The 22,766-nt window shown below is 66.5% G+C and carries 22 protein-coding genes; 11 read left to right on the top strand and 11 right to left on the bottom strand.

What is annotated here, in order from left to right; genetic code table 11:
• Positions 1 to 2: 2 nt before the first annotated feature.
• The 4 genes from DES52_RS16695 to DES52_RS16680 form a co-directional block, all read right to left on the bottom strand.
• Complete coding sequence (locus DES52_RS16695; protein WP_110887958.1) at positions 3 to 989, bottom strand: ABC transporter permease; 987 nt, start codon at positions 987 to 989, stop codon at positions 3 to 5.
• A gap of 2 nt (positions 990 to 991) precedes the next feature.
• Positions 992 to 1,987 carry an ABC transporter permease subunit gene (locus tag DES52_RS16690; protein WP_110887957.1) on the bottom strand — a complete coding sequence of 332 codons (996 nt, stop codon included), beginning with the start codon at positions 1,985 to 1,987 and terminating at the stop codon, positions 992 to 994.
• A complete protein-coding gene (locus DES52_RS16685; RefSeq protein ID WP_211317944.1) occupies positions 1,980 to 3,512 on the bottom strand; it encodes a sugar ABC transporter ATP-binding protein in 1,533 nt (510 codons plus the stop codon). The genes DES52_RS16690 and DES52_RS16685 overlap by 8 nt, the downstream gene beginning before the upstream one ends.
• Before the next feature lie 143 nt (positions 3,513 to 3,655).
• A complete protein-coding gene (locus tag DES52_RS16680; RefSeq protein WP_110887956.1) occupies positions 3,656 to 4,633 on the bottom strand; it encodes an ABC transporter substrate-binding protein in 978 nt (325 codons plus the stop codon).
• A gap of 354 nt (positions 4,634 to 4,987) precedes the next feature.
• Here DES52_RS16680 and DES52_RS16675 point away from each other — a divergent pair, with 354 nt between their 5' ends.
• Both DES52_RS16675 and DES52_RS16670 read left to right on the top strand, forming a co-directional pair.
• The gene (locus DES52_RS16675; protein WP_110887955.1) at positions 4,988 to 5,848 is read left to right on the top strand and encodes a phytanoyl-CoA dioxygenase family protein; all 861 of its coding nucleotides are present in this window, start codon (positions 4,988 to 4,990) and stop codon (positions 5,846 to 5,848) included.
• Positions 5,845 to 6,081: a hypothetical protein gene (locus DES52_RS16670; RefSeq protein ID WP_110887954.1), complete on the top strand. Its 237-nt coding sequence runs from the start codon at positions 5,845 to 5,847 to the stop codon at positions 6,079 to 6,081. The genes DES52_RS16675 and DES52_RS16670 overlap by 4 nt, the downstream gene beginning before the upstream one ends.
• A gap of 59 nt (positions 6,082 to 6,140) precedes the next feature.
• On the opposite strand, the gene DES52_RS16665 is transcribed toward DES52_RS16670, so the two are convergent.
• Together DES52_RS16665 and DES52_RS16660 are read right to left on the bottom strand one after the other, a co-directional pair.
• The gene (locus tag DES52_RS16665; RefSeq protein WP_245901080.1) at positions 6,141 to 6,692 is read right to left on the bottom strand and encodes a 5-formyltetrahydrofolate cyclo-ligase family protein; all 552 of its coding nucleotides are present in this window, start codon (positions 6,690 to 6,692) and stop codon (positions 6,141 to 6,143) included.
• A complete protein-coding gene (locus DES52_RS16660) occupies positions 6,692 to 7,561 on the bottom strand; it encodes an acyltransferase (protein WP_110887953.1) in 870 nt (289 codons plus the stop codon). The genes DES52_RS16665 and DES52_RS16660 overlap by 1 nt, the downstream gene beginning before the upstream one ends.
• Before the next feature lie 23 nt (positions 7,562 to 7,584).
• Here DES52_RS16660 and pxpB point away from each other — a divergent pair, with 23 nt between their 5' ends.
• The 3 genes from pxpB to DES52_RS16645 are packed head-to-tail and all read left to right on the top strand — an operon-like array spanning position 7,585 to position 9,878.
• Positions 7,585 to 8,211: a 5-oxoprolinase subunit PxpB gene (gene pxpB, locus DES52_RS16655; protein ID WP_110887952.1), complete on the top strand. Its 627-nt coding sequence runs from the start codon at positions 7,585 to 7,587 to the stop codon at positions 8,209 to 8,211.
• Position 8,212: 1 nt separating this feature from the next.
• Positions 8,213 to 9,154, top strand: coding sequence for a 5-oxoprolinase subunit C family protein (locus DES52_RS16650; RefSeq protein WP_245901078.1), 942 nt, complete (start codon positions 8,213 to 8,215; stop codon positions 9,152 to 9,154).
• Complete coding sequence (locus DES52_RS16645; protein WP_110887951.1) at positions 9,132 to 9,878, top strand: 5-oxoprolinase subunit PxpA; 747 nt, start codon at positions 9,132 to 9,134, stop codon at positions 9,876 to 9,878. The genes DES52_RS16650 and DES52_RS16645 overlap by 23 nt, the downstream gene beginning before the upstream one ends.
• A 12-nt stretch (positions 9,879 to 9,890) precedes the next feature.
• Here the strand turns inward: DES52_RS16645 and DES52_RS16640 are convergent, their stop codons facing one another.
• A complete protein-coding gene (locus DES52_RS16640; RefSeq protein WP_110887950.1) occupies positions 9,891 to 10,745 on the bottom strand; it encodes a hypothetical protein in 855 nt (284 codons plus the stop codon).
• Between the two features lie 37 nt (positions 10,746 to 10,782).
• On the opposite strand from DES52_RS16640, the gene DES52_RS16635 reads away from it, so the two are divergent.
• From DES52_RS16635 to DES52_RS16625, 3 genes are all read left to right on the top strand, one after another.
• Positions 10,783 to 11,778 carry an aldo/keto reductase gene (locus tag DES52_RS16635; RefSeq protein ID WP_245901076.1) on the top strand — a complete coding sequence of 332 codons (996 nt, stop codon included), beginning with the start codon at positions 10,783 to 10,785 and terminating at the stop codon, positions 11,776 to 11,778.
• A gap of 95 nt (positions 11,779 to 11,873) precedes the next feature.
• Complete coding sequence (locus DES52_RS16630; RefSeq protein WP_110887985.1) at positions 11,874 to 12,566, top strand: phosphatase PAP2 family protein; 693 nt, start codon at positions 11,874 to 11,876, stop codon at positions 12,564 to 12,566.
• Between the two features lie 13 nt (positions 12,567 to 12,579).
• A complete protein-coding gene (locus tag DES52_RS16625; RefSeq protein ID WP_110887949.1) occupies positions 12,580 to 13,440 on the top strand; it encodes an SDR family NAD(P)-dependent oxidoreductase in 861 nt (286 codons plus the stop codon).
• Between the two features lie 51 nt (positions 13,441 to 13,491).
• Here DES52_RS16625 and aguB read toward each other — a convergent pair whose 3' ends face one another.
• Together aguB and DES52_RS16615 are read right to left on the bottom strand one after the other, a co-directional pair.
• Positions 13,492 to 14,394, bottom strand: coding sequence for an N-carbamoylputrescine amidase (gene aguB, locus DES52_RS16620; RefSeq protein WP_281268578.1), 903 nt, complete (start codon positions 14,392 to 14,394; stop codon positions 13,492 to 13,494).
• Positions 14,387 to 15,460, bottom strand: a complete 1,074-nt coding sequence (locus DES52_RS16615; RefSeq protein ID WP_245901074.1) for an agmatine deiminase family protein — start codon at positions 15,458 to 15,460, stop codon at positions 14,387 to 14,389. Before DES52_RS16615 ends, aguB begins: the two co-directional genes overlap by 8 nt.
• Before the next feature lie 151 nt (positions 15,461 to 15,611).
• On the opposite strand from DES52_RS16615, the gene DES52_RS16610 reads away from it, so the two are divergent.
• Complete coding sequence (locus tag DES52_RS16610) at positions 15,612 to 19,295, top strand: PAS domain S-box protein (protein ID WP_110887948.1); 3,684 nt, start codon at positions 15,612 to 15,614, stop codon at positions 19,293 to 19,295.
• A gap of 30 nt (positions 19,296 to 19,325) precedes the next feature.
• Positions 19,326 to 20,648 (top strand): phosphotransferase, encoded by a 1,323-nt coding sequence (locus DES52_RS16605; RefSeq protein WP_110887947.1) that lies wholly within the window; start codon positions 19,326 to 19,328, stop codon positions 20,646 to 20,648.
• Here the strand turns inward: DES52_RS16605 and DES52_RS16600 are convergent.
• Positions 20,599 to 21,138, bottom strand: a complete 540-nt coding sequence (locus tag DES52_RS16600; protein ID WP_110887946.1) for a M23 family metallopeptidase — start codon at positions 21,136 to 21,138, stop codon at positions 20,599 to 20,601. The genes DES52_RS16605 and DES52_RS16600 overlap by 50 nt on opposite strands.
• 78 nt (positions 21,139 to 21,216) lie before the next feature.
• Here DES52_RS16600 and DES52_RS16595 point away from each other — a divergent pair, with 78 nt between their 5' ends.
• Complete coding sequence (locus tag DES52_RS16595) at positions 21,217 to 22,104, top strand: alpha/beta fold hydrolase (protein WP_110887945.1); 888 nt, start codon at positions 21,217 to 21,219, stop codon at positions 22,102 to 22,104.
• Between the two features lie 12 nt (positions 22,105 to 22,116).
• On the opposite strand, the gene DES52_RS16590 is transcribed toward DES52_RS16595, so the two are convergent.
• Positions 22,117 to 22,749 carry a winged helix-turn-helix domain-containing protein gene (locus DES52_RS16590; RefSeq protein ID WP_146237336.1) on the bottom strand — a complete coding sequence of 211 codons (633 nt, stop codon included), beginning with the start codon at positions 22,747 to 22,749 and terminating at the stop codon, positions 22,117 to 22,119.
• Between the last annotated feature and the right edge of the window lie 17 nt (positions 22,750 to 22,766).

The raw sequence follows: 22,766 nt of genomic DNA, 5'->3' as shown, positions 1-22,766 counted from the left end.
CGCTAGCTTCGCCGTTTCGTGAGTTGGCTTTGCAGAACCACGACGATCAGCAAGAACACGCCGCGAATGATGCTTTGCCAGTAGTTGCTGAGGCTGATGGTGCCCTTGCCGTTTTCGAAGTTGAGGATGTTGAAGATCAAGCCGAGGAGCAACACGCCGACGAGCGTGTTGCCGATCGAGCCCATGCCGCCCGTCAGCAAGGTGCCGCCCACGACGACCGCCGCGATCGCCGTGAGTTCCCAACCGAGGCCCTCGGTAGGTTGACCCGCGCCGAACTGCGACGCGAGGATGACGCCCGCCAGTCCCGCCAAGGCGCCCGAGAGGGTGTACACGAGGACTTTGACGCGCTCGACCTTCAAGCCCATGAGGCGCGCGGCGTCCTCGCCGCCGCCCACGGCGAGAATGTGCCGTCCGAAGGCGGTGTAGCGCAGCGCGACCGAGCCGAGCACGAACGCCGCCGCGAGAACGATCGCCGTGTACGGCACCGCCCCGATCTTGCCTTGCCCGAAGTTCGTGAAGCCGCTTTCGTACGAGACGCTCACGGATTGATCGCCCGCGAACAGCAAGGCGAGGCCGCGTGCGCCGAGCAGCATCGCGAGCGTTGCGATGAACGGCAGGACGCGACCGTACGCGATCACGAGGCCGTTGACGAGCCCGAGAAGCGTCGCCGCGCCGACCGCGCCGAGTAGGGCGAGCCACAAGCCGTGCGGGCTGAGCATCGCCGCGATGACGCTCGCGAACGCGGCGACGCTTCCGACGCTGAGGTCGATGCCGCCCGTCATGATCACGAAGGCCATGCCGAGCGCGACGAGACCGAACATCGAGTTGAACGCGAGAACGCTGAACAAGTTGAACGGCGACAAAAAGCCCTCGTACCGCAAGGCGCCGAAGGTGAGCAGCAACGCCAGCGCGATCAGGACGCCGTAGCGCTGCAAAAAGGCGCTGGCGGCTTGGCCGCGCGCGGACGAGGGAAGGGGAGAGGTGGCCACGGTTACGCCTTTCTTCGCTGCAGGTACACGGCGATGAGGATGATGGCCGCCTGCACCACCAACGCGGCCGATTGAGGCACGCCCTTGGCGAGGAGGGTAAAGCCGATGAGTTGCAGCAGGAGCGCTCCGACGAGGGTCCCGCCGACGCTCGCCCGTCCGCCGGTGAGGGCCGTCCCGCCGACCGCGACGGCCGCGATGGCGTTGAGCTCCATGTTGAGGCCCACCTGATTCGCGTCGGCCGAGGAGTTGATGGCGATCACGATGAGGCCCGCCAAGCCCGAGAGCAGGGCGACGATGCCGTACACGGCGAGCTTCACGCGCGTCACGGGCACCCCGGCGAGGCGCGCGGCGCCCTCGTTGCCGCCGACGGCGAGGACGTGACGTCCGAACACCGTGCGGCGCATCACCCAGGCGAAGAACGCGACGACCGCGAACATCAAGAGCACTTGGAAGGGGATGCCGAACACGCGGCCCATCCCGATGAATTGAAAGGCGGGGTTGTTGAAGACTTGCAAGTTACCGTTCGTGAGGGCTTGCGCGACGCCGCGCCCCGCGATGAAGAGAACCAGGGTCGCGATGAACGGCTGCAAGCCGAACTTCGTGATGAGCGTGCCGTTGAACAGGCCGAAGAGGCCCGCGACGAGCACGGGCACGACGAAGGCGAGGGTCACGCCGAGCCCGCCCGCGAGGGCGGGATGCATGAAGATCAGGGGCGCGACCGCGCCCGAGATGGCCATGAGCGCGCCGACGCTGAGGTCGATGCCGCCCGTGGCGATCACGAGCGTCATGCCCGTCGCGACGATCACGATCGTCGCGACTTGCGTCAAGATCACGTTGAGGGTCTGGACTGTCAGGAAGTTCGGCGTGAAGGCGGCGTTGAAGACGAAGAGCAGCACGAGCGCCCCGAGCGCGCCGAGAATGGCGGGGTCGAGGCGCAAGGACGGCAAGGCCGCGCCTCGCCGGGACGTCGGAGCGGGACGAGTTTCGAGGTCAGCCACGCGCTCCTTCTTCCTGGCCGTGCGCCATGGCGGCCATGATGGCGTCTTGCGAGAGGGTGGCGCGCGGCAGTTCGGCCACGCTTTGCCCGTCGCGCAGCACGACGACACGGTCGCAGCCTTCGGCGAGCTCTTCGAGCTCCGAGGAGATCATCAGCACGCCGAGTCCGTCGCGTGATAACTCGTCGATGAGCGCTTGGATTTCGCCTTTGGCGCCGACGTCGATGCCGCGCGTCGGTTCGTCGAGGATCAGCAAGTTCGGATTCATGCAAAGCCAGCGCGCGAGCAGCACCTTTTGCTGATTGCCGCCCGAGAGTTCGCGAATCTTCTGATCCGGCCCGCTCGTCTTGATGCCGAGGCGCGCGATGAAGCGGTTCACGATTTCCGCTTGCCGCGCCCCGTCCACCACGCCGAGCTGTTGCAGTTTCGGCAGCAAGGCGAGCGTGAGGTTCTCGCGCACGCTCATGTCGGGGATGATGCCGTCGGTCTTGCGTTCCTCGGCGCAAAACCCGATGCCGTTTCGAATCGCGTCGCCCGGCGACTTGAACTTCACGCTTCGCCCGTGCACGCGCAGCTCTCCGCTGCTGAGGTCGTCCGCGCCGAAGATCGCCTTGGCGGTTTCCGAGCGGCCCGAACCCAACAAGCCCGCCAGCCCGACTATTTCGCCGCGCTTGACGTTCACGTCCACGCCGCGCAGGGTGCGGCCCGCCTGCAAGTCGCGGGCGCTCAACAACTCCTCGCCCGCCACGGTGCCGCCGCGCGAAAAAGCCGTCTCGCCTTCGCGGCGAAGCTCGCCGACTTCTTTGCCGAGCATTCTGGCGACGAGTTCGAGCTTCGTGATGCCGGTCATGTCGCCTTCGTGCACGGTGCGTCCGTCGCGCATGATCGTGATGCGGTCGCACACCGCGTACAACTCGTCGAGACGGTGCGACACGAAGATCACCGACACGCCCTCGGCCTTGAGTTGACGAATGACACGAAAGAGCGTTTCGACTTCGCGGTCGTCGAGCGACGAGGTGGGCTCGTCCATGATCACGAGACGGCTTTTTTGCGAGACGGCCCGCGCGATCGCCACCATCTGCTGCACGGCCACCGAGTACGTTCGCAGCGGCTCGGTGACGGCGATGCGCAGATCGAAGCCCGCGAGGATCTCGCGGGCCTCGCGGTTCATTCGCGCGATGTCGAGAAACGGACCGCGCTTCGGTTCGCGTCCCAAGAAGATGTTCTCGGCGACGGAGCGGTATCCGACGAGGTTCACTTCCTGGTAGATGGTGGCGATGCCGCCGAGTTGCGCTCCGTTGGGAGACGTGAACTCCACGTCGCGCCCCGAAAAGCGGATGGTGCCCGCGTCTTTGCGGTACGCGCCCGTGAGGATCTTGATCATCGTGGACTTGCCCGCGCCGTTTTGCCCGATCAGGGCGTGCACCTCGGCGGGCCCTACGCGCAAGTGCGCGCCCGACAAGGCCGGTACGCCGGAAAACGCTTTGTCGATGCCCTCCATCACGAGGAGGGGCTCTGCCGTGGTCACGTCGGTCCTCGCTTTCTGAGGTCGGCCCCCTTCACCCCCAACCCCTCTCCCACGAGGGGAGAGGGGTGTTTGGAAAGCGCAAGCTCTTGCTTGTATGCTCCCCCTCTGTCGCAAGAAGAGAGGGGTGGGGGGCGAGGCGTCGTTCAGTACGCCGTCGCGAGCCCTGCTTTGGCGGTCTTCGCGTCGTAGTCGCGGTCGGGGTTGATGATCTTCGCGGGAATCTTCTTGCCCGCCGCGTAGTCCTTGAGGGTCGCGTACGCTTTGGGGCCGAAGCGCGGGTTGCACTCCACGACGTAATTGATCTTGCCGTTGGCCACGAGCTGCACGGCTTCCTTGCCGCCGTCGATGGACATCACGAGGACGTCCTTGCCGGGCTTCTTGCCCGCCGCTTCGAGCGCGGCGATCGCGCCGATGGCCATCTCGTCGTTGTGGGCGTACACGACGTTCACGTCCGGGTGGGCTTGCAGCAGGGTCTGCATGACTTGACGGCCCTTGTCGCGGGCGAAGTCACCGTCTTGCGACGCGAGGATCTTGATGCTCGTGTCGCTCTTGACCGCGTCCTCGAATCCCTTGCGGCGGTCGTTGGCGGGGCTGGAGCCCGTCGTGCCGAGCAGCTGGATGACGCGCGCCTGGCCTTTGTGGTTGGCTTTGAGCCAAGTGCCGACCCGTTGGCCTTCTTGGATGAAGTCCGAGCCGATGAACGTCACGTAGTCCGTGCCCGCCTTCGCGAGGCTCTGGTCGACGTTGCGGTCGAGCAAAATTACGGGGATGCCGGCGGCGCGGGCGTTCTTCACGGCGGCGGCCAAGGGCTTTTCCTCGCGGGGCGCGAGGAAGATCGCGTCGACCTTCTGGGCGATCATGGAGTTGACGTCGGCGACTTGCTTCGCGGCGGAACCGCCCGCGTCGGTGTACACGAGCTGCCAGCCGAGGCGCTTGGCTTCCTCTTGCATCGACTTCGTTTGCGCGATGCGCCACGGGTTGTTGCTTTCGGTTTGCGCGAAGCCGACTTTGTAAGTTTTCTTGACGCCGAGCTTCGGCAAGCCTTGCGCGACCGCGACGACGGTCACGCCCGTCGTGGCGAGGGCGGCGAGGGCAATGGTCAGGGTACGGGAACGCTTCATCTGAACTTCCTTTCGAAAAGAGACGCGAAGCCGAACGGCATGTCCCGAATCGAACGACGCTCGTCGTTTTTCGGGGCTGAGTTTGTTGCTCGTGTCTCAGCCTGACGCTCAGCGCGCGTTTTGTCCAGTAGGACAACTTGTCTAACTTTGCTTTTTGAAAATTCGTACAAACACAGAATACCCCAAATATCGAACTTCTTTCATGTCTAGACGACTTTTTGGAGTGAGTCCGACTTCGCAGCTTTCGCAATTTTCGTCTTGACCGGCACTTCACGATTTTTTAAGCTGGAGAGGCTTTACTGAAGATCGATCGCCTCGACCTTGCGCCTCTCGCGTTGCTTCCCGGAGAACTCCATGAGCATGATCAGCCCCGAAAAGCCTGCCAGCGGCAAGCCCGACATCTCGTCGTTCGACCAAGCCCCCATCATGGCGGGCTTGTACGGCGACGGCATCATCGCTCAAAAGGGCGCCTTTCCCCGTGAAATGATCGCCGACTTGTACGACGACGTCATGCGCCTGTATCCCGAAGCGCTCAAGCGCCCAGGCGGCGCCGTCGGACGCGGACGTAACCGTCACTACGTCGAGATCCATCCCGAGGACATCCGCTGCTTCGAGCAGATCGTCACGCATCCGTGGTTCGTCGCCGTGTGCGAAGCGGTGCTCGGCCCGAACTACCGCATCGTCGAGCTCGGCTTCGACGTGCCGAACCAAGGCGCGCTCAACCAACCGTGGCACCGCGACTTCCCCGCGCCCGAGGACACCACGATCGGCCGCCGCCTCAACTCGCTCGCGTTCAACATGACGACCGTCGACGTCGAGCCGGACATGGGTCCCTTCGAAGTCGCGCCGGGCACCCAGTGGGACGATCCCAGCGAGTTCGAACACGGGATGTTTCCGCCGAAGGAACTCTACGCTCGCTACGAGGCGCGCTCCTCGCGCAAGTTCCCCTCCATGGGCGACATCTCGGCGCGTTCCGCCCTCACCATTCACCGCGGCACCGCCCACGCCTCGGCCAAACCGCGCCCCGTCCTCGTGATCGGCGTGGACGCGCCCTCGGCGAACAACCACGAGCGCCACGATCTGCAACTCACGCGCGCCTACTACGAATCGCTGCCTCCGTACGTGCAGCAACACATCCTGTGCCGCATCGTGGACAAGCTCGAACCCATCCACCAAGCGCACACCATCGAAGGCCTCATGATGGGGGACGCTTGAGCCATCCCAACGACGTGAAGATCCACCTCGAAGGGATGGCGACGCCAGCGCGCTTCACGTCCCTCGAAGGCGAGCGCGGCCTCGTGCGTCTGCGCGTCGAGAACCACGCGCTCACCGTCGGCGAGGAGTACGGCGTCGAGATGCACGACGGCAGCGCCTTCGTGTTCAAGACCCTCGAGGACCTCGGCGACGGAGAATACCGCCTCAAGCTCGCTCGACGCGGCTTGGTGTAAGGACCGAGAGCTTCGCCTGAGGAGACTGCTCGAACGAGGGCGGTCTCCTCGCCGTTTCGTCACGCCGGCGCGATCACTTCTCGTGGCGTGGCAATGAGGTCCACGCGTGAATCCGGTTCGCACGGAAGGCGGTCGCGCAGCATGATGGGATGCGCGAGGGTGAGTTGCGGCACGCCGAGAGGCACGCCGCGCGCTCCCCAGCCGAAGCCTTTCGACAACCGCCCGCCGTCTCGCGCCACGACGACGCTCGCGAGGACGACCGCCTGCGCGCCGTTCGGCGCTTCGACTTCCTCGCCGAACGCGGGCATGCTCGAAAGCTGCGCGCCTCGCTCGTCGCCGAGACGCCAGTACCGCCCCTCCTTCTTCTGATGCGGCACGAACAGCACGCGGCCCTCGGCGAGCGCGAGCTTGCGAAGCGGCAGCAAGGCCCGCTCGGGCCCGACGACGAGCACTCGGGCGCCGACGAGTCGTTCGTGCGCGAGCAACTGCACCGCCGCCGCCTTCGCCCCGTTGAAGTTCGGGTTGTGCCCGTGCGGCGGCAACGGGTACGAGACGGCCCGCGCGCGCGCGAGCGTGTCCCACACGAAGTCGCGCACGTCGCCCGCCAGCATCACTTCTCGGGCAGGCGCGTCTGAGGGGGCGTCGGATGCGGAAAGTCCGGATTGGCTTTGCGGGGCGCGGGCGCCAAGTCGCGCCGAACGTCCACCTCGTAGCGTTCGAAGGCGGCGCGGTCCTTGAGGCGCGTGACCTTCGCGGGCACGCCCATCGCGATGCCGTGCGGTTCGACGGGGCCGCGTACGAGCGCGCCCGTCGCGATCATCGCGTCGTCGCTGATGACGCTGCCCGCGAGCACCGTCGCGTGGTACGTCACGCGCGCGCCCCGCCCGATGACGGTGGGACGCAAGGTCACGTCCGGCATGTCGAGAACGCTGTGCGTGTGGCTGAACACGTTCACGTAATCGGACAAGCTCACCTTGTCGTGCAGCACGATGCCGCCGATGTCGTCGAGCAGGACGTGTCGGTGCACGACGACGTCGTTCCCGACGTCCATGTTGTACCCGACGCTGAACTCCACGTGCGGCCACGCCTTGAAGTTGCGTCCGACGCGCTTGAAGACGTGCCTCGCGAGAACGCGGCGGAAGTCGATGCCGAACACGGCGCTTTGACCGCTCGGAGAGCCGTCGAAGTTCTTCCACAGCCACAACAGCGGCTTGACGCGCGCGAACTTCTCCGGGTCGGTCGCCTCGTAGTACTCGGCTTCCAGCGTGACGTTTCGAGGATCCAAGTTGAGGGCGGCGATCGGGGCGTCGGCGCGCAAGGCGTCGTAAGAACGAGCGTACAGAAACTGCGCGAGAAGTTCGCGGGTCAACGCGTCACGGTCCGTTCCAGGATCGCTGAGCTGCGCGTCGAGGTCGGCCAGGAAGGTGCCGAACTCGACGCTTGTATCATGAGGGATGGACAGGGCGCGCAACCACGGCATGCGCGCATCTTAAAGCAGGCTTCATGGATCATCTCGGCACGAAGATCACCTTTGAGCGATTGGGCGACGCGGGCATCGTGTGGCGCTCCGCCCTCGCCCTCGCCTTGCACGCGTTCTTGACGCGCGCTTCCCTGCTCGGCGTGACGTGCAGCGTTCCCGCCGAGGACGTCCTGACGATTCTGTACGACGCGGCCCTCGTCGATGCGGCCGACTTGGAGAACCGTTTGCGCGCGATCATCCCGACGCTTCGACCTCCGGAGCGAGAACCCGCCCGCACCCTCACCATTCCCGTCTCCTACGACGGGCCGGACTTGCACGACGTCGCGCGCCTCACGGACCTCTCGCCGAGCGAGGTGATCGCCTTGCACTCGGGCACCTTCTACGAAGTCGCCTTCTTGGGCTTCCTGCCCGGCTTCGCGTACTTGCGCGGCTTGCCGTCGGTGTTGCAGTTGCCGCGCCGCGCCACGCCGAGGACGCGTCTGGAGCCGGGCAGCGTCGGGATCGGCGGCCCGTGGACGGCCGTGTACCCGCTCGCCTCTCCGGGAGGCTGGCACCTTCTCGGAAGAACGTCCAAAGCGATGTTCGACGCTTCGCGCGACGAGCCGATCGTGCTGCGTCCCGGTGACCTCGTGCGCTTCGAGGCGGTGTGACGTGCTGCGCGTTTCGAGTCCCGGCCTCCTCACGACCGTGCAAGACCTCGGCCGTCCCGCAACGCGGCACCTCGGCGTGCCGACGGGAGGCGCGCTCGACGCCTTCTCCCTGCGCGTCGCCAACAGCCTCGTTCGCAATCCGGACGGCGCGCCCGCCCTTGAGGTCACGTGGAACGGTCCGACCTTACGCTTCGAGCGCGCGGGCGTCGTGGCGCTCGCGGGCGCGCTTCCCGAAGCGTGGCTGAACGACGTCCCCGTCGCGCCTTACCGTCCCCTGCGCGTGGAGCCCGGCGACGAGCTGAAGATCGGGCGTGTGAACGCGGGCGCGCGCAGCTACCTCGCCGTGCGCGGCGGCTTCACCGGGAACGTGGTCTTCGGCAGCGCCTCCACCGAGCTTCGGGCAGGCTTCGGAGGGCACGAAGGGCGCGCGTTGCGTCGCGGCGACGCGCTGACATGGCGCGAGGAACCTCTCGAGACGCCTCCTCGCCTGCACCTTCATGCTTCGCTGCGGCGCGTCGTAGGGCGGGCGACGCGCGTGCGCTTCCTTCCAGAAGCGCCCCTCGCCGATCTCCTGGTGGAGTCCTCGTGGCGCGTCTCGGCGACGTCGGACCGCACGGGGTTGCGCCTCGACGGCCCCTCGTTCTCCTCACCGCCCGCCGCCGGGCCGTCCGAGCCGGTCGTGCCGGGCCTCTTGCAATGCCCGCCCGACGGCGTGCCCATCGCCTTGCTCGCCGATTCGGGCACGCACGGCGGCTACGCCCGCTTCGGGGTCGTGGCGCGCGTGGATCTTCCACGGCTCGGCCAACTGCGCCCCGGAGACGCCGTGCGCTTCGAACCGGTGAGCCTCGACGCCGCCGTGGCCGCCTTGCGTGAGGAGGAACGCGTCCTGCGCGGATTGCGGCGAGCGGTAGAGTGGGCGTATGCAGCGACTTCTCGAACTTGACCTCAACGCCGACCTCGGCGAGGGCAGCCCCGGCGAAGCCGACATCCTCGACGTCGTCACGAGCGCGAACGTCGCTTGCGGCGGTCACGCCGGTGACGAGGTGACGATGCGAGCGTCGGTGCGCCTCGCACTGCGAGGCGGCGTGGCGATCGGCGCGCATCCCGGCTTTCCCGACCGTGAGAACTTCGGGCGCGTCGAGCGTCCCGTGACGCCTTCTCAAGCTTTCGAGTTCGTGTCCGAGCAGATTGCCGCTTTGCAAGCCGTCGCCCGCGAGGAGGGCGCAACCATAGCGCACGTCAAGCCGCACGGCGCTCTTTACAACATGGCCGTTCGGGACTTCGAGCTCTCCCTCGCGATTGCCAGAAGCGTCAAGGCGAGCGGCATTCGGTTGTTGTTCGGCTTGCCGAACTCCGAATTGCTGAGGGCCGCCGCCGCCGAGAACCTCGTCGAAGTCGCCGAGACCTTCGCCGACCGCGCCTATCTGCGCGACGGCACCCTCATGCCGCGCGCGCGACCGGGATCGGTTCTGCACGGCGAGGCGGCCATTCGGCAAGGCCTGTCCATCGCGGTGCGCGGCGAGGTGAACGCCGAGGGCGCGCCGCTGAAGCTCGAAGCGCAGACTTTGTGCTTGCATGGCGACGGGCGAGACGCCGTCGCCCTCGCCCGTTCCTTGCGCGACGCGCTCGTACGCGAAGGCGTCACGCTGCGGGCGCCTCGTCCTTGAGCGCGTCGCTGCTCAGCGTGACGCCTGTCCTGCCGCTCGCCGTGTCACGCCGAACATGAACGACTTCGACCACTGCAGCAGCGCCGTGTAGAGCGCGAGCTGCAAGAAGGCCAGCAGCAAGTTCAAGCGGTCTCCGAGGCCCGCGTTCACGCCTTCTTGCGTCGGAAGGAGCGGCACGATCAACAGCAGGGCCGCGAAGAACACCAGCAGCACCTGAAAGAACGTGAACCAACGCCCCAGCGTTCCGGCGAGTTCCGGCAAGCGGGTTTCACTCGGCGAGCGTCCCGCGACCGCGTCCGTCACGCCGCTCATCCAGCGCCGAATCCAACCGAGGATCGCGAAGTTGATGACGATGGACGGCAAGCCGAACATCACCAGCGTGACGAGAATCCCGATGCGCGCGACGCCCGCGATTTGCTCGCTCGTCATGCCCGAGGGAAGGCTCGAGGTGTCCACGCCAGACTGCGCCAACACGGCCGGGTCGAGCGCGAGGCTCGACGCGTACCACACGAGGCCGCCCACGATCGGCAAGGCCACGACCGGCAGCCACTGCCCGAACACCAGCCACCCCGACAACGTCCGTCCTTGCCGCGCCGTGACGTCCGGATCGGGCGTTCCCTCACCTGTCGCCCACATGCGCGCGTTCGTCATCCAGCCTTTGGTGAGCTGCAAGACGAGCACGTACACGAGCGCCAGCAAGATTTGAACGAGCGTGATGCCCAGCAGAATGCCCGCGGGCAGTCCCGCGCCCGACGGAACGAACAGCAGCGCGAGGGACGCGGCGGCGCCCACCACGCTCAACGCTTGCAGCACGGTCAGCCAAGTCACGAGCGATCGCCCGGCTGACGCGACATTCACCTCGGTCATACGCGCCATTGTGGCACAGCCGTGTATAACAGCTGACATGACGAACTCCACTTTGCCTTTGCGCCGCCTCGGCCGCACCGGCCTCAAGGTCAGCGCGCTCAGCCTCGGCACCATGCAGTTCGGCTGGACCGCCGACGAAGCGACGAGTCACGCCGTTCTCGACGCGTACGCCGAAGCGGGCGGGAACTTCATCGACACCGCCGACATCTACAGCAACTGGGCGCCCGGCAATCCCGGCGGCGTCTCCGAGGAGATCATCGGGCGCTGGCTTCAAGAGCGTGACCGCAGCGACTTCGTCGTCGCCACGAAAGTGCGCGGCCCCATGGGCGGTCCGCTGCGCGAAGGCCTCTCCAAGCGCTGGATCTTGCAAGCCGCCGAGGAAAGCTTGTCTCGCCTCAACATCGACTACATCGACTTGTACCAAGTGCACTGGCCGGACTTGGAGACGCCCATCGAGGAGACCCTCGAAGCCCTCACCGACCTCGTGCGCTCGGGCCTCGTGCGCTACATCGGCGCGAGCAATTTCCCCGCGTGGCGCCTCACCGAGAGCTTGTGGAAGGCCGACAAGCATAGCTTCGCGCGCTTCGATTCGCTGCAGCCCGAGTACTCCATCGCCGCGCCCGTCCGCGCGAGCTTCGAGCGCGAACTCGCCATTTTGTGCCAAACGCACGGCATCGGCGTCATTCCGTACAGCCCCCTCTCGGGCGGCTTCCTCACCGGCAAGTACCGCAAAGGGCAACCCTTGCCGGACAGCGAACGCGCGGGCGGCATTCAACGCCGCTTCTTCTCCGACCAGAACTTCGCGGTCGTGGAAGAGCTCGTGCGCGTCGCCGACGCCCATGGCGCCAAACCTGCCCAAGTGGCCCTCGCGTGGCTGCTCGCCAAGCCTTACATGACTGCCCCCATCATCGGCGCCAACAGCGTCGAGCAGCTTCGTGACTTGCTGCCCGCCGCGACGCTTCGACTCACGCCCGAGGACATCACGGCCCTCGATGAAGTCAGCAAGTGGGAGCGGGCCCGAACGGACGTCTGAGCAAGCGCGAACTTCAAGGCGAGGCGAAGAAACACTCTTCTATCGCCTCGCCTTCTTGTCAGCACGCCGAGCGAAGACCCGTGTACGCTTCCTCGATGGACTCCACGGACTCCTCGTCGCCTCGTGACGTCGCGCGCTTTCACCTCAAGACCTTGGCGAAGTTCCTCCGAACGCATTGGCGTCCTCTGCTCGCCCTCGCGGTCGGCCTGCTCGTGCCGCTGTTCATCTTCACGAAGATCGCCGACGACGTGTACGACAAAGAGCCTTTTCCCCTCGAAGAGCCGCTCATGCTCGCGTTGCACGCCCACACGTCCGCGACCCTCAACCACATCGCCGCGTTCTTCTCGCTGCTCGGAAGCGCGCGCGGCATGACGCCGCTCGCCCTCATCCTCTTCTTCGTGCTGTACCGCCGACGGCATCGCTTCGGCTACTTCGCCGTCTTCACTCTCGGCGGGCTCGCCACCATCAACTTCCTGCTCAAGCTCTTCTTCGACCGCCCCCGCCCCCACCTCTGGAAGCCCTTCTTGCCCGAGAACGACTCCAGCTTTCCCAGCGGGCACTCCATGTTCGCGGCGGCCCTCGCCGGAACGATCATCGCCACGCTGTGGAACACGCGCTGGCGGGCGCCCGCGATCGTTCTCGGCGCTCTGTACGTTCTCGGCATGATGTGGTCGCGCGTGTACATCGGCGTGCACTACCCCACCGACGTCCTCGGCGGCGCCCTCTTTTCGATCGCGTGGGTGTTCGGCCTCACGAAGGTCATGCACATCACGCGCCCCGCGTCTTGAGGCATCCTGAAGCATGACGACCTCCTTGAAGGGTAAAGTCGCGCTCGTCACAGGAGCGTCCCGCGGCATCGGACGAGGCGTCGCCCTCGGACTCGGCGAGGCGGGCGCCACGGTGTACGTCACGGGCCGCACGCTTGACGGGCGCTCCACGCGCATGCCCTTCCTCGGTGGAAGTCTGCAGGAAACGGCGCGCGACGTCACGGCCCTCGGAGGTCACGGCGTCGCCGTGCAATGCGATCACACGAACGACGCCCAGACGAAGGCCGTCGTCGACCGCGTTCGCGAGGAGCACGGCCGTCTGGACGTCCTCGTGAACAACGTGTGGGGAGGATACGAGGGATTGCACCTTTGGGACGAGCGGGGCGAGAAGTGGAGCGCGCCTTTTTGGGAGCAACCGACCAGCGTGTGGGATGACATGTTCACGTCGGGCGTCCGCGCCCACTACGTCACGAGCCAACTCGCCGCGCCTCTGCTCGTGGAAGCGAAAGGATTGATCGTCGGCATCTCGTTCTTCGCGGCGATGCGTCACAAGGACACCGAGAACATCCCGTACTTTCTCGCCAAGAGCTTGTCGGACCGCATGGCGTCGGCGATGGCCAACCACCTTCGGCCTCACGGCGTGACGAGCGTGGCCTTGTATCCGGGACTCGTGCGAACCGAAGGAGTGCTGCTTGCGCCGGAAGGCGCCTTCGACTTCACCAACTCGGAGTCTCCGCAGTTCATCGGGCGGGCTGTCGCCGCCCTTGCGAGCGATCCGCGCGTGTTCGAGAAGACCGGGCAAGTCCTCGTCGCCGCCGAGCTCGGCGAAGCGTACGGCTTCGCCGACATCGACGGGAAACGATCGACGTCGCAACGAGCCGACTGGCAAGGTTGAACGCGAACGACGCCCGCTCTCGGTGAGAAGAGCGGGCGTCGGCGTCGTGTGCTACGCGCGCTTCGTCTTGCCGTCGAGCGTTAGAAGCGGCGCGTACAGTTCGGGGCGACGGTCACGGAAGAAACCCATTCCGGCGCGGAACGTGCGGGCTTTGTCGAGGTCGAGGTCGAGCGTCAGCACGCCTTGCTCGGTCTTGCCGAACTCGCGCTGCTTCGTGCCGGTGAAGTCTGCAATGAACGAGTGGCCGTAGAAGGCCTGCTCGGTCACCTTGCCGTCGCCGTGCTGCACCCGCTCGCTGCCGATCCGGTTCGCGGCGGCGAGGTACACGACGTTGCTGACGGCGTGCCCGATCATGGCGCGCTGCCACATGTCCTTCGTGTCGATTCCGCCCGCTTCCTCGGGTTCCGAGCCGATGGCGGTCGGGTACAGCAGGATCTCGGCGCCCAACAAGGCCATGGCGCGCGCCGTCTCCGGATACCACTGATCCCAGCAGATGCCGACGCCGATGGTGCCGTAGCGCGTCTTCCAGACTTTGAAGCCCGTGTCGCCGGGATTGAAGTAGTACTTCTCTTCGTAGCCGGGGCCGTCGGGAATGTGGCTTTTACGGTACACCCCCATGAGATCCCCGTCCGCGTCGATCATGGCGAGCGAGTTGTAGTGCGCGTGTCCGCTGCGCTCGAAAAACGAGATCGGCAAGACGACGCCGAGTTCGCGCGCGAGGTCTTGGAATCGGCCCAGGAACGGATGCCCGTCGACTTCGTGCGCGAGCGAGAAGAACTCCTCGCGTTCCGCCTGACAAAAGTAGAGGTTTTCGAAGAGCTCGGGCACGAGGATGACGTTCGCGCCCTCCGCGGCGGCTTCGCGCACGAAACGCTCGGCCTTGGCGACGTTTTCTTGCAGCACGTCCGTCATGCTCATCTGCACGACGGCGAGTTTCACGGTGCGGTTAGTCAAGGTCGTCTCCCTTCCAAACGGCGCCGACGGGTTGCTGCTGCGTGACGCAGTGAAAGCTGCCGCCGCCGGTGATGAGTTCTCGTGACATGAGGCCGATGACTTCACGGTCCGCAAAGACGCCTCGCAGGATCTCCAAGGCGCGGTCGTCGTTCGGATCTCCGTAAATCGGGACGACGACGAAGCCGTTGCCGACGTAGAAGTTCGCGTAGGTGGGCGGCAAGCGCTTGCCTTCGAGCTCCATGTACGTTCGCGGCAAGGGAAGCTCCACGATGTCGAACGGGCGACCTCGCGCGTCGGTGAACGTTTTGAGACGCTCGAGATTCGCGCGCATCGTCGCGAAGTTCGGGTCGTCTTGATCTTCTTCGATCACGGTGACGATCGTCCGCTCGTTCACGAAGCGCGTGATCGTGTCGATGTGGCCGTCCGTGTGGTCGCCTTCGAGGCCCGCGTCGAGCCACAGCAGCTTTTCGATGCCGAGAAAGTCGCGCAGCAGCGCTTCGAGGTCCTCTTCGCCCAAGTGCGGATTGCGCTCCTCGCTCAGAAGGCATTGACGTGTCGTGAGGGCGACGCCCGCGCCGTTGAGCTCCAAGCTTCCGCCTTCCATCACGACGCTCGAATCCCAGTGCGCCGCGCCGAGGAACGCCGCGACCGTCTCGGGCGCTTTCGTGTCGTTCTCCCACTCGAACTTGCGGCCCCACGAGTTGAACTCGAAGTTCACGAAGCTGACTTGATCGCCCTCGGGCGCGCCTCGCACGACGAACAGCGGGCCGTTGTCGCGAAACCACACGTCGTCGAGCGCGACGCGGTGGTACGTCACGTTCGCGGTTCCGAGGCGTGAACGGGCGTCCGCCTCGGCTTCCTCATCGCGCACGAGCAGGTGGACGGGTTCGAAGCGCGCGATGGTCTTCACGAGATCGGCGAACTCCGCGCGCACACCGTCGAGGTGGCCCACCCACAGCTCGTCGTCGAACGGCCAGCTCGTCCACGTAGCGGCGTGAGGCGCCCACTCGGACGGCATGGAGAAGCCGAGGGCGCGCGGAAACGGAGGGGCGAGAAGGTGCTTCACAAGTTGGCCATCTTATCAAAAACGCGCGCTTCAATCGTGGTCCGAGTGATGCTTCGAAGCGAGCCTCGTCGCCCCGTGGTGAGCGCAGAACCAAGGAAACGCTAAGAAAGCCTTCGTGCTTCCCTGAAAAAAGCCTCTTTAAACTTTGCTTATGCGCTCCGAGCAGGGTCCGGCCACTCTGCCCTTACAACTTCTCGACGCGTTGCCGGGACTCGCTTGGGGCGCGGACGAGCGCGGCGAGCTCGCTTTCGTGAACCGCGCCTTCGAGCGTTTCGTGGGCACCGGCAGAGCGCGCGTGCTTCACGGCGGCTGGCCGACCTTGTTGACGCCAGAGGATCACGCCGCGCTCCGCGCCGCGTTGCTCGCCCGCGAAGTCGGCGGAGCGGGACTTCGCTTGGAAGCGCACGTTCGCACGGTCGACGGAACCCTGCATCCGGTTCTGCTCGAAGCGAACGCCATTCAGCCCGACGGGTCCGGCCTCGCTTGGCTGGGAAGCGCGCTCGACCTCGGCGAGCAGCGCCGTTACGAGGCGAAGCTGCCCGAAGGCGAGCGCCGCGTACGACAACTGCTCGACGAGAATCCCATCGGCATGCTCGCCGCCGACCCTCACGGGCGCCTCGTCTACATGAACCCCGCGTTTCGCCGTATGACCGGGTACGACGAGACCGACCTCGCTCGGCGCGTCACCTGGAAAGCCTTGACGCCGCCCGAGTACGCGGACATCGACGCTGAAGCCGAGGCCGAGCTCAAGCGCACCGGCCGCGTCGGTCCCTACGAGAAGGCTTTCGTGCACAAGGACGGCTCGCACGTCCCGGTTCTCATCGGCGCCACCCTCCTTCAAGGCGGGCCCTCGGCGAGCGTCGCGTACGTGCTCGACCTCAGCGAGGGGCAGGAAGCCGAGCGCCGCGCACGCCGAGTTCAAGCCGTGGCGCTTCGCGTTTCGGGCGCGCTCGACCGCGCGACGGCCTCGAACATCGCCCTTCAAGAGGGCGTGCCCGCGCTCGGCGGCAGCGTCGGCGTGATCGCGCTGCCCGACCGGACGGCCTTTTTGCGCCTCGAAGCTCGCCACGGCTTGTCGAGCGAACTGCCCGACCGCTGGAGAAGCTTCGCGTGGAGCACGCACGCCGAGACGGGCGAAGCGATCGGCGAGCGCCGCCCTTGGTACTTCACGTCTCGTGCCGAGGTGTTGAAGGCCGCGCCCGACTTGGAGCGGGACTTGCAAGAAGCGGGCATTGAGGCGCTCGCGACCTTTCCGCTCGACGTCGGCGACACCACCGGCGTGCTCATCGTCGGCTTCGACACGCCGCGTCCCTTCACGTCTCAGGACCGCGCGCTATGCGAGACGCTCGCGTTGCACCTCGCGCAAGCCTTGGAGCGCGCGCGCCTGTTCGAATCGGAGCGACGCGCACGCCAGCAAGCCGAGGCGCTGGCGGCGCTCACCGCCGACCTCGCGCGCGCGCCGCGCGTCGCCGATATCGGCGACGCCGTGCTGCGCCATGCCCTGCCCGCCCTCCAAGCGGTCGCGGGCGGCGTGTGGTTGGAGCAAACGGACGGCCGCCTTCTCCTCGTGAGCAGCCGCGGAGACGAAGCGGCCCGCGTGGACGCCCTCGCGGTCGTTCAAGGCGCCTCGCCCTCGCCGATGTCCGACGCCGTCTCTACCGCCGTTCCCGTGTACGTGTCCTCGCGGCGGCAATACGAAGCGCTCTACCCGGCCCTCGGACGCGAGACGACGAAACGGGCGGGCGCGTACAGCACGGTCGCCTTGCCGCTCCTCGCGGACGGCGCCGTCGTCGGCGGCCTGAGCTTCGAATTCGACCGCGAGCGCACCTTCTCCAGCGAAGAGCGAGCGTTCGCCGAGACGATCGCCGTGCAGTGCGCGTCCGCGTTGGAGCGCGCGCGCCTCTACGAGGAGACGGCCGCGGCGAAAGCGGACGCGGAAGCGGCGTTGTTCGCGCTGAGCGAAACGCAGCAACGCCTGCGAACCGTCACGAACTCCGACCTGCTCGGCGTGTTCTTCTGGCGGCTCGACGGGGCGGTGACGCACGCGAACGACACCTTCTTGCGGCTCCTCGGCTACGACCGAAGCGACCTCGCCGCCGGTCGCTTGCGCTGGGACGACCTCACGCCGCCCGAATGGCGAGCGCAGGACCAGGAGATGCACCACAAGATTCGCACGCACGGCGAAGCGGCGACCATCGAGAAGGCGTTCTACCACAAGGACGGACGCGCCATTCCCGTCCTCGTCGGCGGCGCGCCCTTCGCAGGTTCGCGTGAAGCAGGTGCCGCCTTCGTCCTCGACATCTCCGAGCGAAAACGCCTCGAACGCGAGCGCGACGTGCAGCGCGCCCGCTTCGCGCACATCGCCGAGGCTTCTCCGGACGCGCTGTTCATCTACGACCTCGTCGAGCGACGCTTGGTGTACGCCAACCGCGAGTTCACGGAGCTGCTCGGCTACACCTCTCGCGAAGTCGACGGATTCGAAACGAACGTCTTCGCGGGGCTCGTTCACCCCGACGACAGTGCGCGCGTTCACGACGCGCGCCTGCGCTTGGTTCGCGCGCAGGACGGCGAAGTCGTGGAGGCGGAGTACCGCGTGCGGCACAAGGACGGCTCGTACCGCTGGATTCGAGGGCGCGACGTCGTGTTCTCGCGCGACCCCGACGGAACGGTTCGCGAGTACCTCGGCGTGGCGTCGGATATCACGGCGCGCAAGGGCGCCACGGCCGCGCTTCAAGACAGCGAGGAACGCCTTCGCCTCGCGCTCGCGTCCGCGCACCTCGGCTTGTGGGACTACGATTTCGCGACGGGCCGTGAAGTGTGGATGGGCGAGCAGCAGCGTCTGCTCGGCTTGCCCGAAGGTGCGCCGCCTCAGTGGGCGACGTTCGTGCAAGAAGCCGGCGAAGAGGACCGAGCGCGCCTCATGGCGGCCATCGACGAGGCGATGCACGGCTCGGGCACGTACGATGCCGAGTTCCGCGTGCGGCGAGACGGCGAGGAACGCTGGCTGGCGAGCGTCGGACAACTGTACCGCGACGAGGCGGGCGTGCCGAGGCGCATGACAGGAATCACCTTCGACGTCACCGAACGCAAACGCGCCGAGGAGATGCTGCGAGGCCTCAACACCGAACTCGAGCGGCGCGTGGAGGAGCGCACGCTGCGCCTGTCCGAACTCAACGCGGAACTCACGGCGTACGCGACGAGCCTCTCGCACGACCTGCAGGCACCTCTGCGGCGCATCGCGGGCTTCGTGCACCTGCTCGACAAGCGCCTGAAGGACGTCGCGGGCGAAAAGGTCGGCGCGTACCTCGACGTGATCAAAGGCGAGAGCGAGCGCGTGTCACGCCTCGTGGAGGACCTCGCGGGTCTCGCGTACGCGGGACGGCAGGAGTTGCGTCTCACGACCGTGCCGCTCGATCAACTCGCCGTGCAAGTGCGCAGCGACCTCGAGCCGATTTCGCGTGGACGGCGCGTGACGTGGCAGATGGGCGATCTTCCGAGCGTGAAAGGCGACGCGATGCTGCTGCGGCAAGTCCTGACCAACCTCATGCACAACGCCCTCAAGTTCACGCGCGAACGCGACGCGGCGAAAATCGAGCTCGGCGCTCAGGTGGCGCCGGAGGAAGTCGTGCTGTTCGTGCGCGACAACGGCGTCGGCTTTCACCTCGAGGACGCCGACAAGCTCTTTCGGGTCTTCGTGCGTCTTCACGACGGCTACGAAGGCGCGGGCGTCGGTCTCGCCAACGTGCGGCGCATCGTCGCTCGGCACGGTGGACGCGTGTGGGCCGAAGGCGTGCCGGGACAAGGCGCGACCTTCTACTTGGCGCTGCCTCGCTGAACCGTCCGCCGTCTGCTGCTACGCTGGGACATGTCGTCTCGCGTGACCGCCGACGTGCGAGCCCTCGTGCTACACCCGACCGAAGCGCTCGTCCTCACGGTCGAGGGCGTCTTGCCGAGCGCGACCACGTCGAAGAACGTGCAGGACGGCGCGGGCGTGCCGGATCTCTTCGCGTTTCTCGTTCCCGAGAAGCTGCGCTTTCTGCGCCGCCTCGCCTTCACGTTCGAGCGGACCGCGCCCGACGCGTGGCATCTCGAAGGAACCTTCGCGCTCGAAGCGGCGGGCGAATGTCTGGCACTCGGCGCTTGGACGCCAATCGACGCCCTTGGCGAGACCGACGCGGCATTCGCCCGCTTGGCCTTCGCGCCCGACGAGCGCATTCCCTGGTGGCGGCGAGGCTGGCTGCGCGAAGCGTTGGCGTGGTTGGACGGCGCGCTCGAAGCGCTCGGCGAGCGGCGCGAAGGCGACCCGACGTTCGTGCGTTCGTGGCAGATTAGCGCCTTGTACCGCGTGCGCACCACGGATGGAACGCGCTACCTCAAAGCCGTCCCGTCATTCTTCGCGCGTGAAAGCCGCGTGACGCGCTGGCTGCACGAACTGCACACGAGCGCCGCGCCCGCCGTGCTCGCCGCTCGGGGCGATACCCTCTTCCTGATGGCCTCGGCGGGCGACCGTTCATTCGGAGAAGAGGACGCGCTTTCGCTGGCCAGGCATCTCGCCGCCGTTCAACGCCTCACAGAGACGCGGCACGCGGATTTGCTGGCGCTCGGCTGCGCTCGTCGCTCGCTCGCCGACCTCGCCGCCGACGTGCACGCGTTGCTGGCGAGCGACCCTTTGTTGAGCGTCGGAGACTTGTCGGCCGCCGACGTCGCGGCCTTGCGCGCGCTCGAACCGCGCCTGATCGAAGCGTGCGAGCGTCTCGCCGCCTCGCCGATCGCCTCGACGGTCGTCCACGGCGATCTGCACGCTGGAAACGTCATGTTCGACGGTTCCATTCCGACCTTGCTCGACTGGTCGGACGCCGCGCTGGGCTTTCCCTTCCTCGATGCGAACCCTGCGTACTTCCTCGCCAAAGAGGCGCCGCGGGAAGCCGAGGACGCGATGCGGGACGCGTACCTGCAAGCGTGGACGAACGTGCTTCCACTGCCCGACTTGCGCGCCTTGCACGCCGACGCCACACTGCTCGGCGAACTTCACCGCGCCGTCAGCTACGTGAAGTTCATCGCGCCGCACGTTCCCGATCCCGCCGAGTGGGCCGACGCGCACGTGTGGCACTTGAAGCGCGCGCTGGAACTCGCTCGGCTCAGCGACGCGCCGCTTCCCACTCGCGGCGCAGCAGCGGGTACGGATTGATCGCCGTCCACGTCGGCGTGTACACGCCGTAGTGCAAGTGAGGCGGCGTCGAGCGGGCATTCCCGGTGTTCCCGACGTAACCGATCACGGTGCCCGCCTCGATCCACTGGCCGCCTCTGACGTCTCCGTAACGAGCGAGGTGCGCGTAGTAGTGATTGAAGCCGCCCGGTCCGAGGACGTACACGACGTTTCCGCCGAGGCGGTCAGTCGTCACGCGCGTCACGACGCCCTTCGTCGTCGAGCGAATCGGCGTGCCCAGGGGCGCGAAGATGTCCACGCCCTCGTGACGGCGCCCTTCGCTGCGCGCGCCGCCCCAGGTGTCGAGAAAGCGCGTGCCCGGCAGCGGATCGGGAAGGCTGCGTGCCTTCGGTTCAGGTTCGCGCAGCAACGCCACCATTCGCGCGGCGCTTCGCAAGTAAGGCCAGAGAACCACGGCGAGGGCGATCAGCAAGGCGAGCGGAATCAAGACGGCGAGGACGCGGCGCAGCATCGAAGCTATTTTCCCTTTCGCGCATGAGAGCGCCTCCGGTGACCTTCGCGCTTCTCGGCGCAGCCTACAATGCCGTGCATGATGCTCGACGACTCTTACCTCGAATCCTTAGGCGACACGGAGTTGTACTTCGAAGTCGTCGGCCCCGAGGACGCGCCCGCCCTGCTCTTCTTGCACGGCGGCCCGGGGTACAACAGTTTCTCGTTTCGGTCGCTCGTCGGCGAGGCGTTCGAGGACTTCAAGATGATCTACCTCGATCAGCGAGGAGCGGGACGCAGCGCGCCGCTCGACCGAGACGCGCTCGATCTCGACACGCTCGTGGGCGACGTCGAGGCCGTGCGGGCGCACCTCGATCTCTCGTCGCTCTCGCTGCTCGGGCACGGCTTCGGCGCCGTGATCGCCTTGGAGTACGCGCGGCGCTTTCCGAAGCGGGCCGATCGGGTGATCGCCGTCTCGCCTTGGCTGCACATGCCGCAACTCGCCCTCACGCTGCTGCAGGAAGCGGGCCGCCTCACCGGCAAATCCGCCCAAGACCCGGCGAACGAGGTGATCGAGCGCACGCCCGAAGGCAAGTACCCGCAGCTTGGCGCCGCCCGCATCGAAGCGGCCTTCAAGCTTCTCAACGCCCGCGACCTGCTCAACGCCTTGCAATTCCAAGACGCGCAAAGCCGCATGCACCTCGAGTTCGTCGACGTCGAGTCTCAACTGCTCGGCGGCGCGGAAGTGCAGCAGGCGCTCGTCGCGCACGGCTTTTGGGAATTCGAGTACCCGCCTTTCTTGATGGAACTCAAGACGCCCGTGCACGCCATCGTCGGGGAAAACGACCGCACGAGCTACCCCGAGCAGACGGACTGGTTGCAAGACCTCGCCGGAGCGGATCTCGTCGTGCTGCCCGCCGGACACTACCCTTGGTTGGACGACGAGGACGGCTTTGTCGAGACTGTCCGCGAAGCGATGGAGTCTTGAAGGACGAGCGTTTCAGAGCATGACGTCGCCTGGAGCGAGAAACAAGCCGATCGAGTACACGCTGGCGTCCTCGTCGTCCGAGACGTCGTGGCGACGCAACAAGTCGTTGAGGTCCGTGTGCAACGCTTGAGCCCGCTCGGGCGTGAGCCGCAGGAACATCCAGTTGGCGAACAGCGGGCCGTTTTCGCGCGGGTCTGGTCGGCCTTCGTCGTACAAGCTGACGCCGATCGGCTCGTCGTCCACGCCGCGTGAGACGCGCACGACGATGGAGGCGTCTCGGCGCAACTGCCCCACGAGCAAGTGCGAGAAGCGCTCCAAGCGAGGCTGCAACTGCGCGTTCAAGAGGGCCTCGATCGTTTCCGCGTCCGTCATGTCGAACGGCACGAGCCAGTGCGCGTTCATCGCGTAGTACTTGACCGGCCGTCCCGCGCGCTTCTCTTCGCGCGCGACGTACGCGAGGTCCGCGTCCACCAAGCGCCCGAGAAGGTAGTGGACACGCCTTACGTCCTCGCCGAGCATCTTCGCGAGTTCTCCCGCGCTGCACTCGCGGCCCATCAAGGCGTCGAGGTAGCGGTAATTCGCCGGGTCGAGCAAGAGTTCGGCTTGCCGCCGCGTCGACACCCTACTCGAACTTTGGTCTGTCATCGCGAGTAGCTTAGCCT

The organism is Deinococcus yavapaiensis KR-236 (assembly GCF_003217515.1).
Taxonomy (GTDB): domain Bacteria; phylum Deinococcota; class Deinococci; order Deinococcales; family Deinococcaceae; genus Deinococcus_A; species Deinococcus_A yavapaiensis.
The sequence above is the reverse complement of the archived record's forward strand: the minus strand, read 5'-3'. Positions and strand labels throughout refer to the sequence as shown.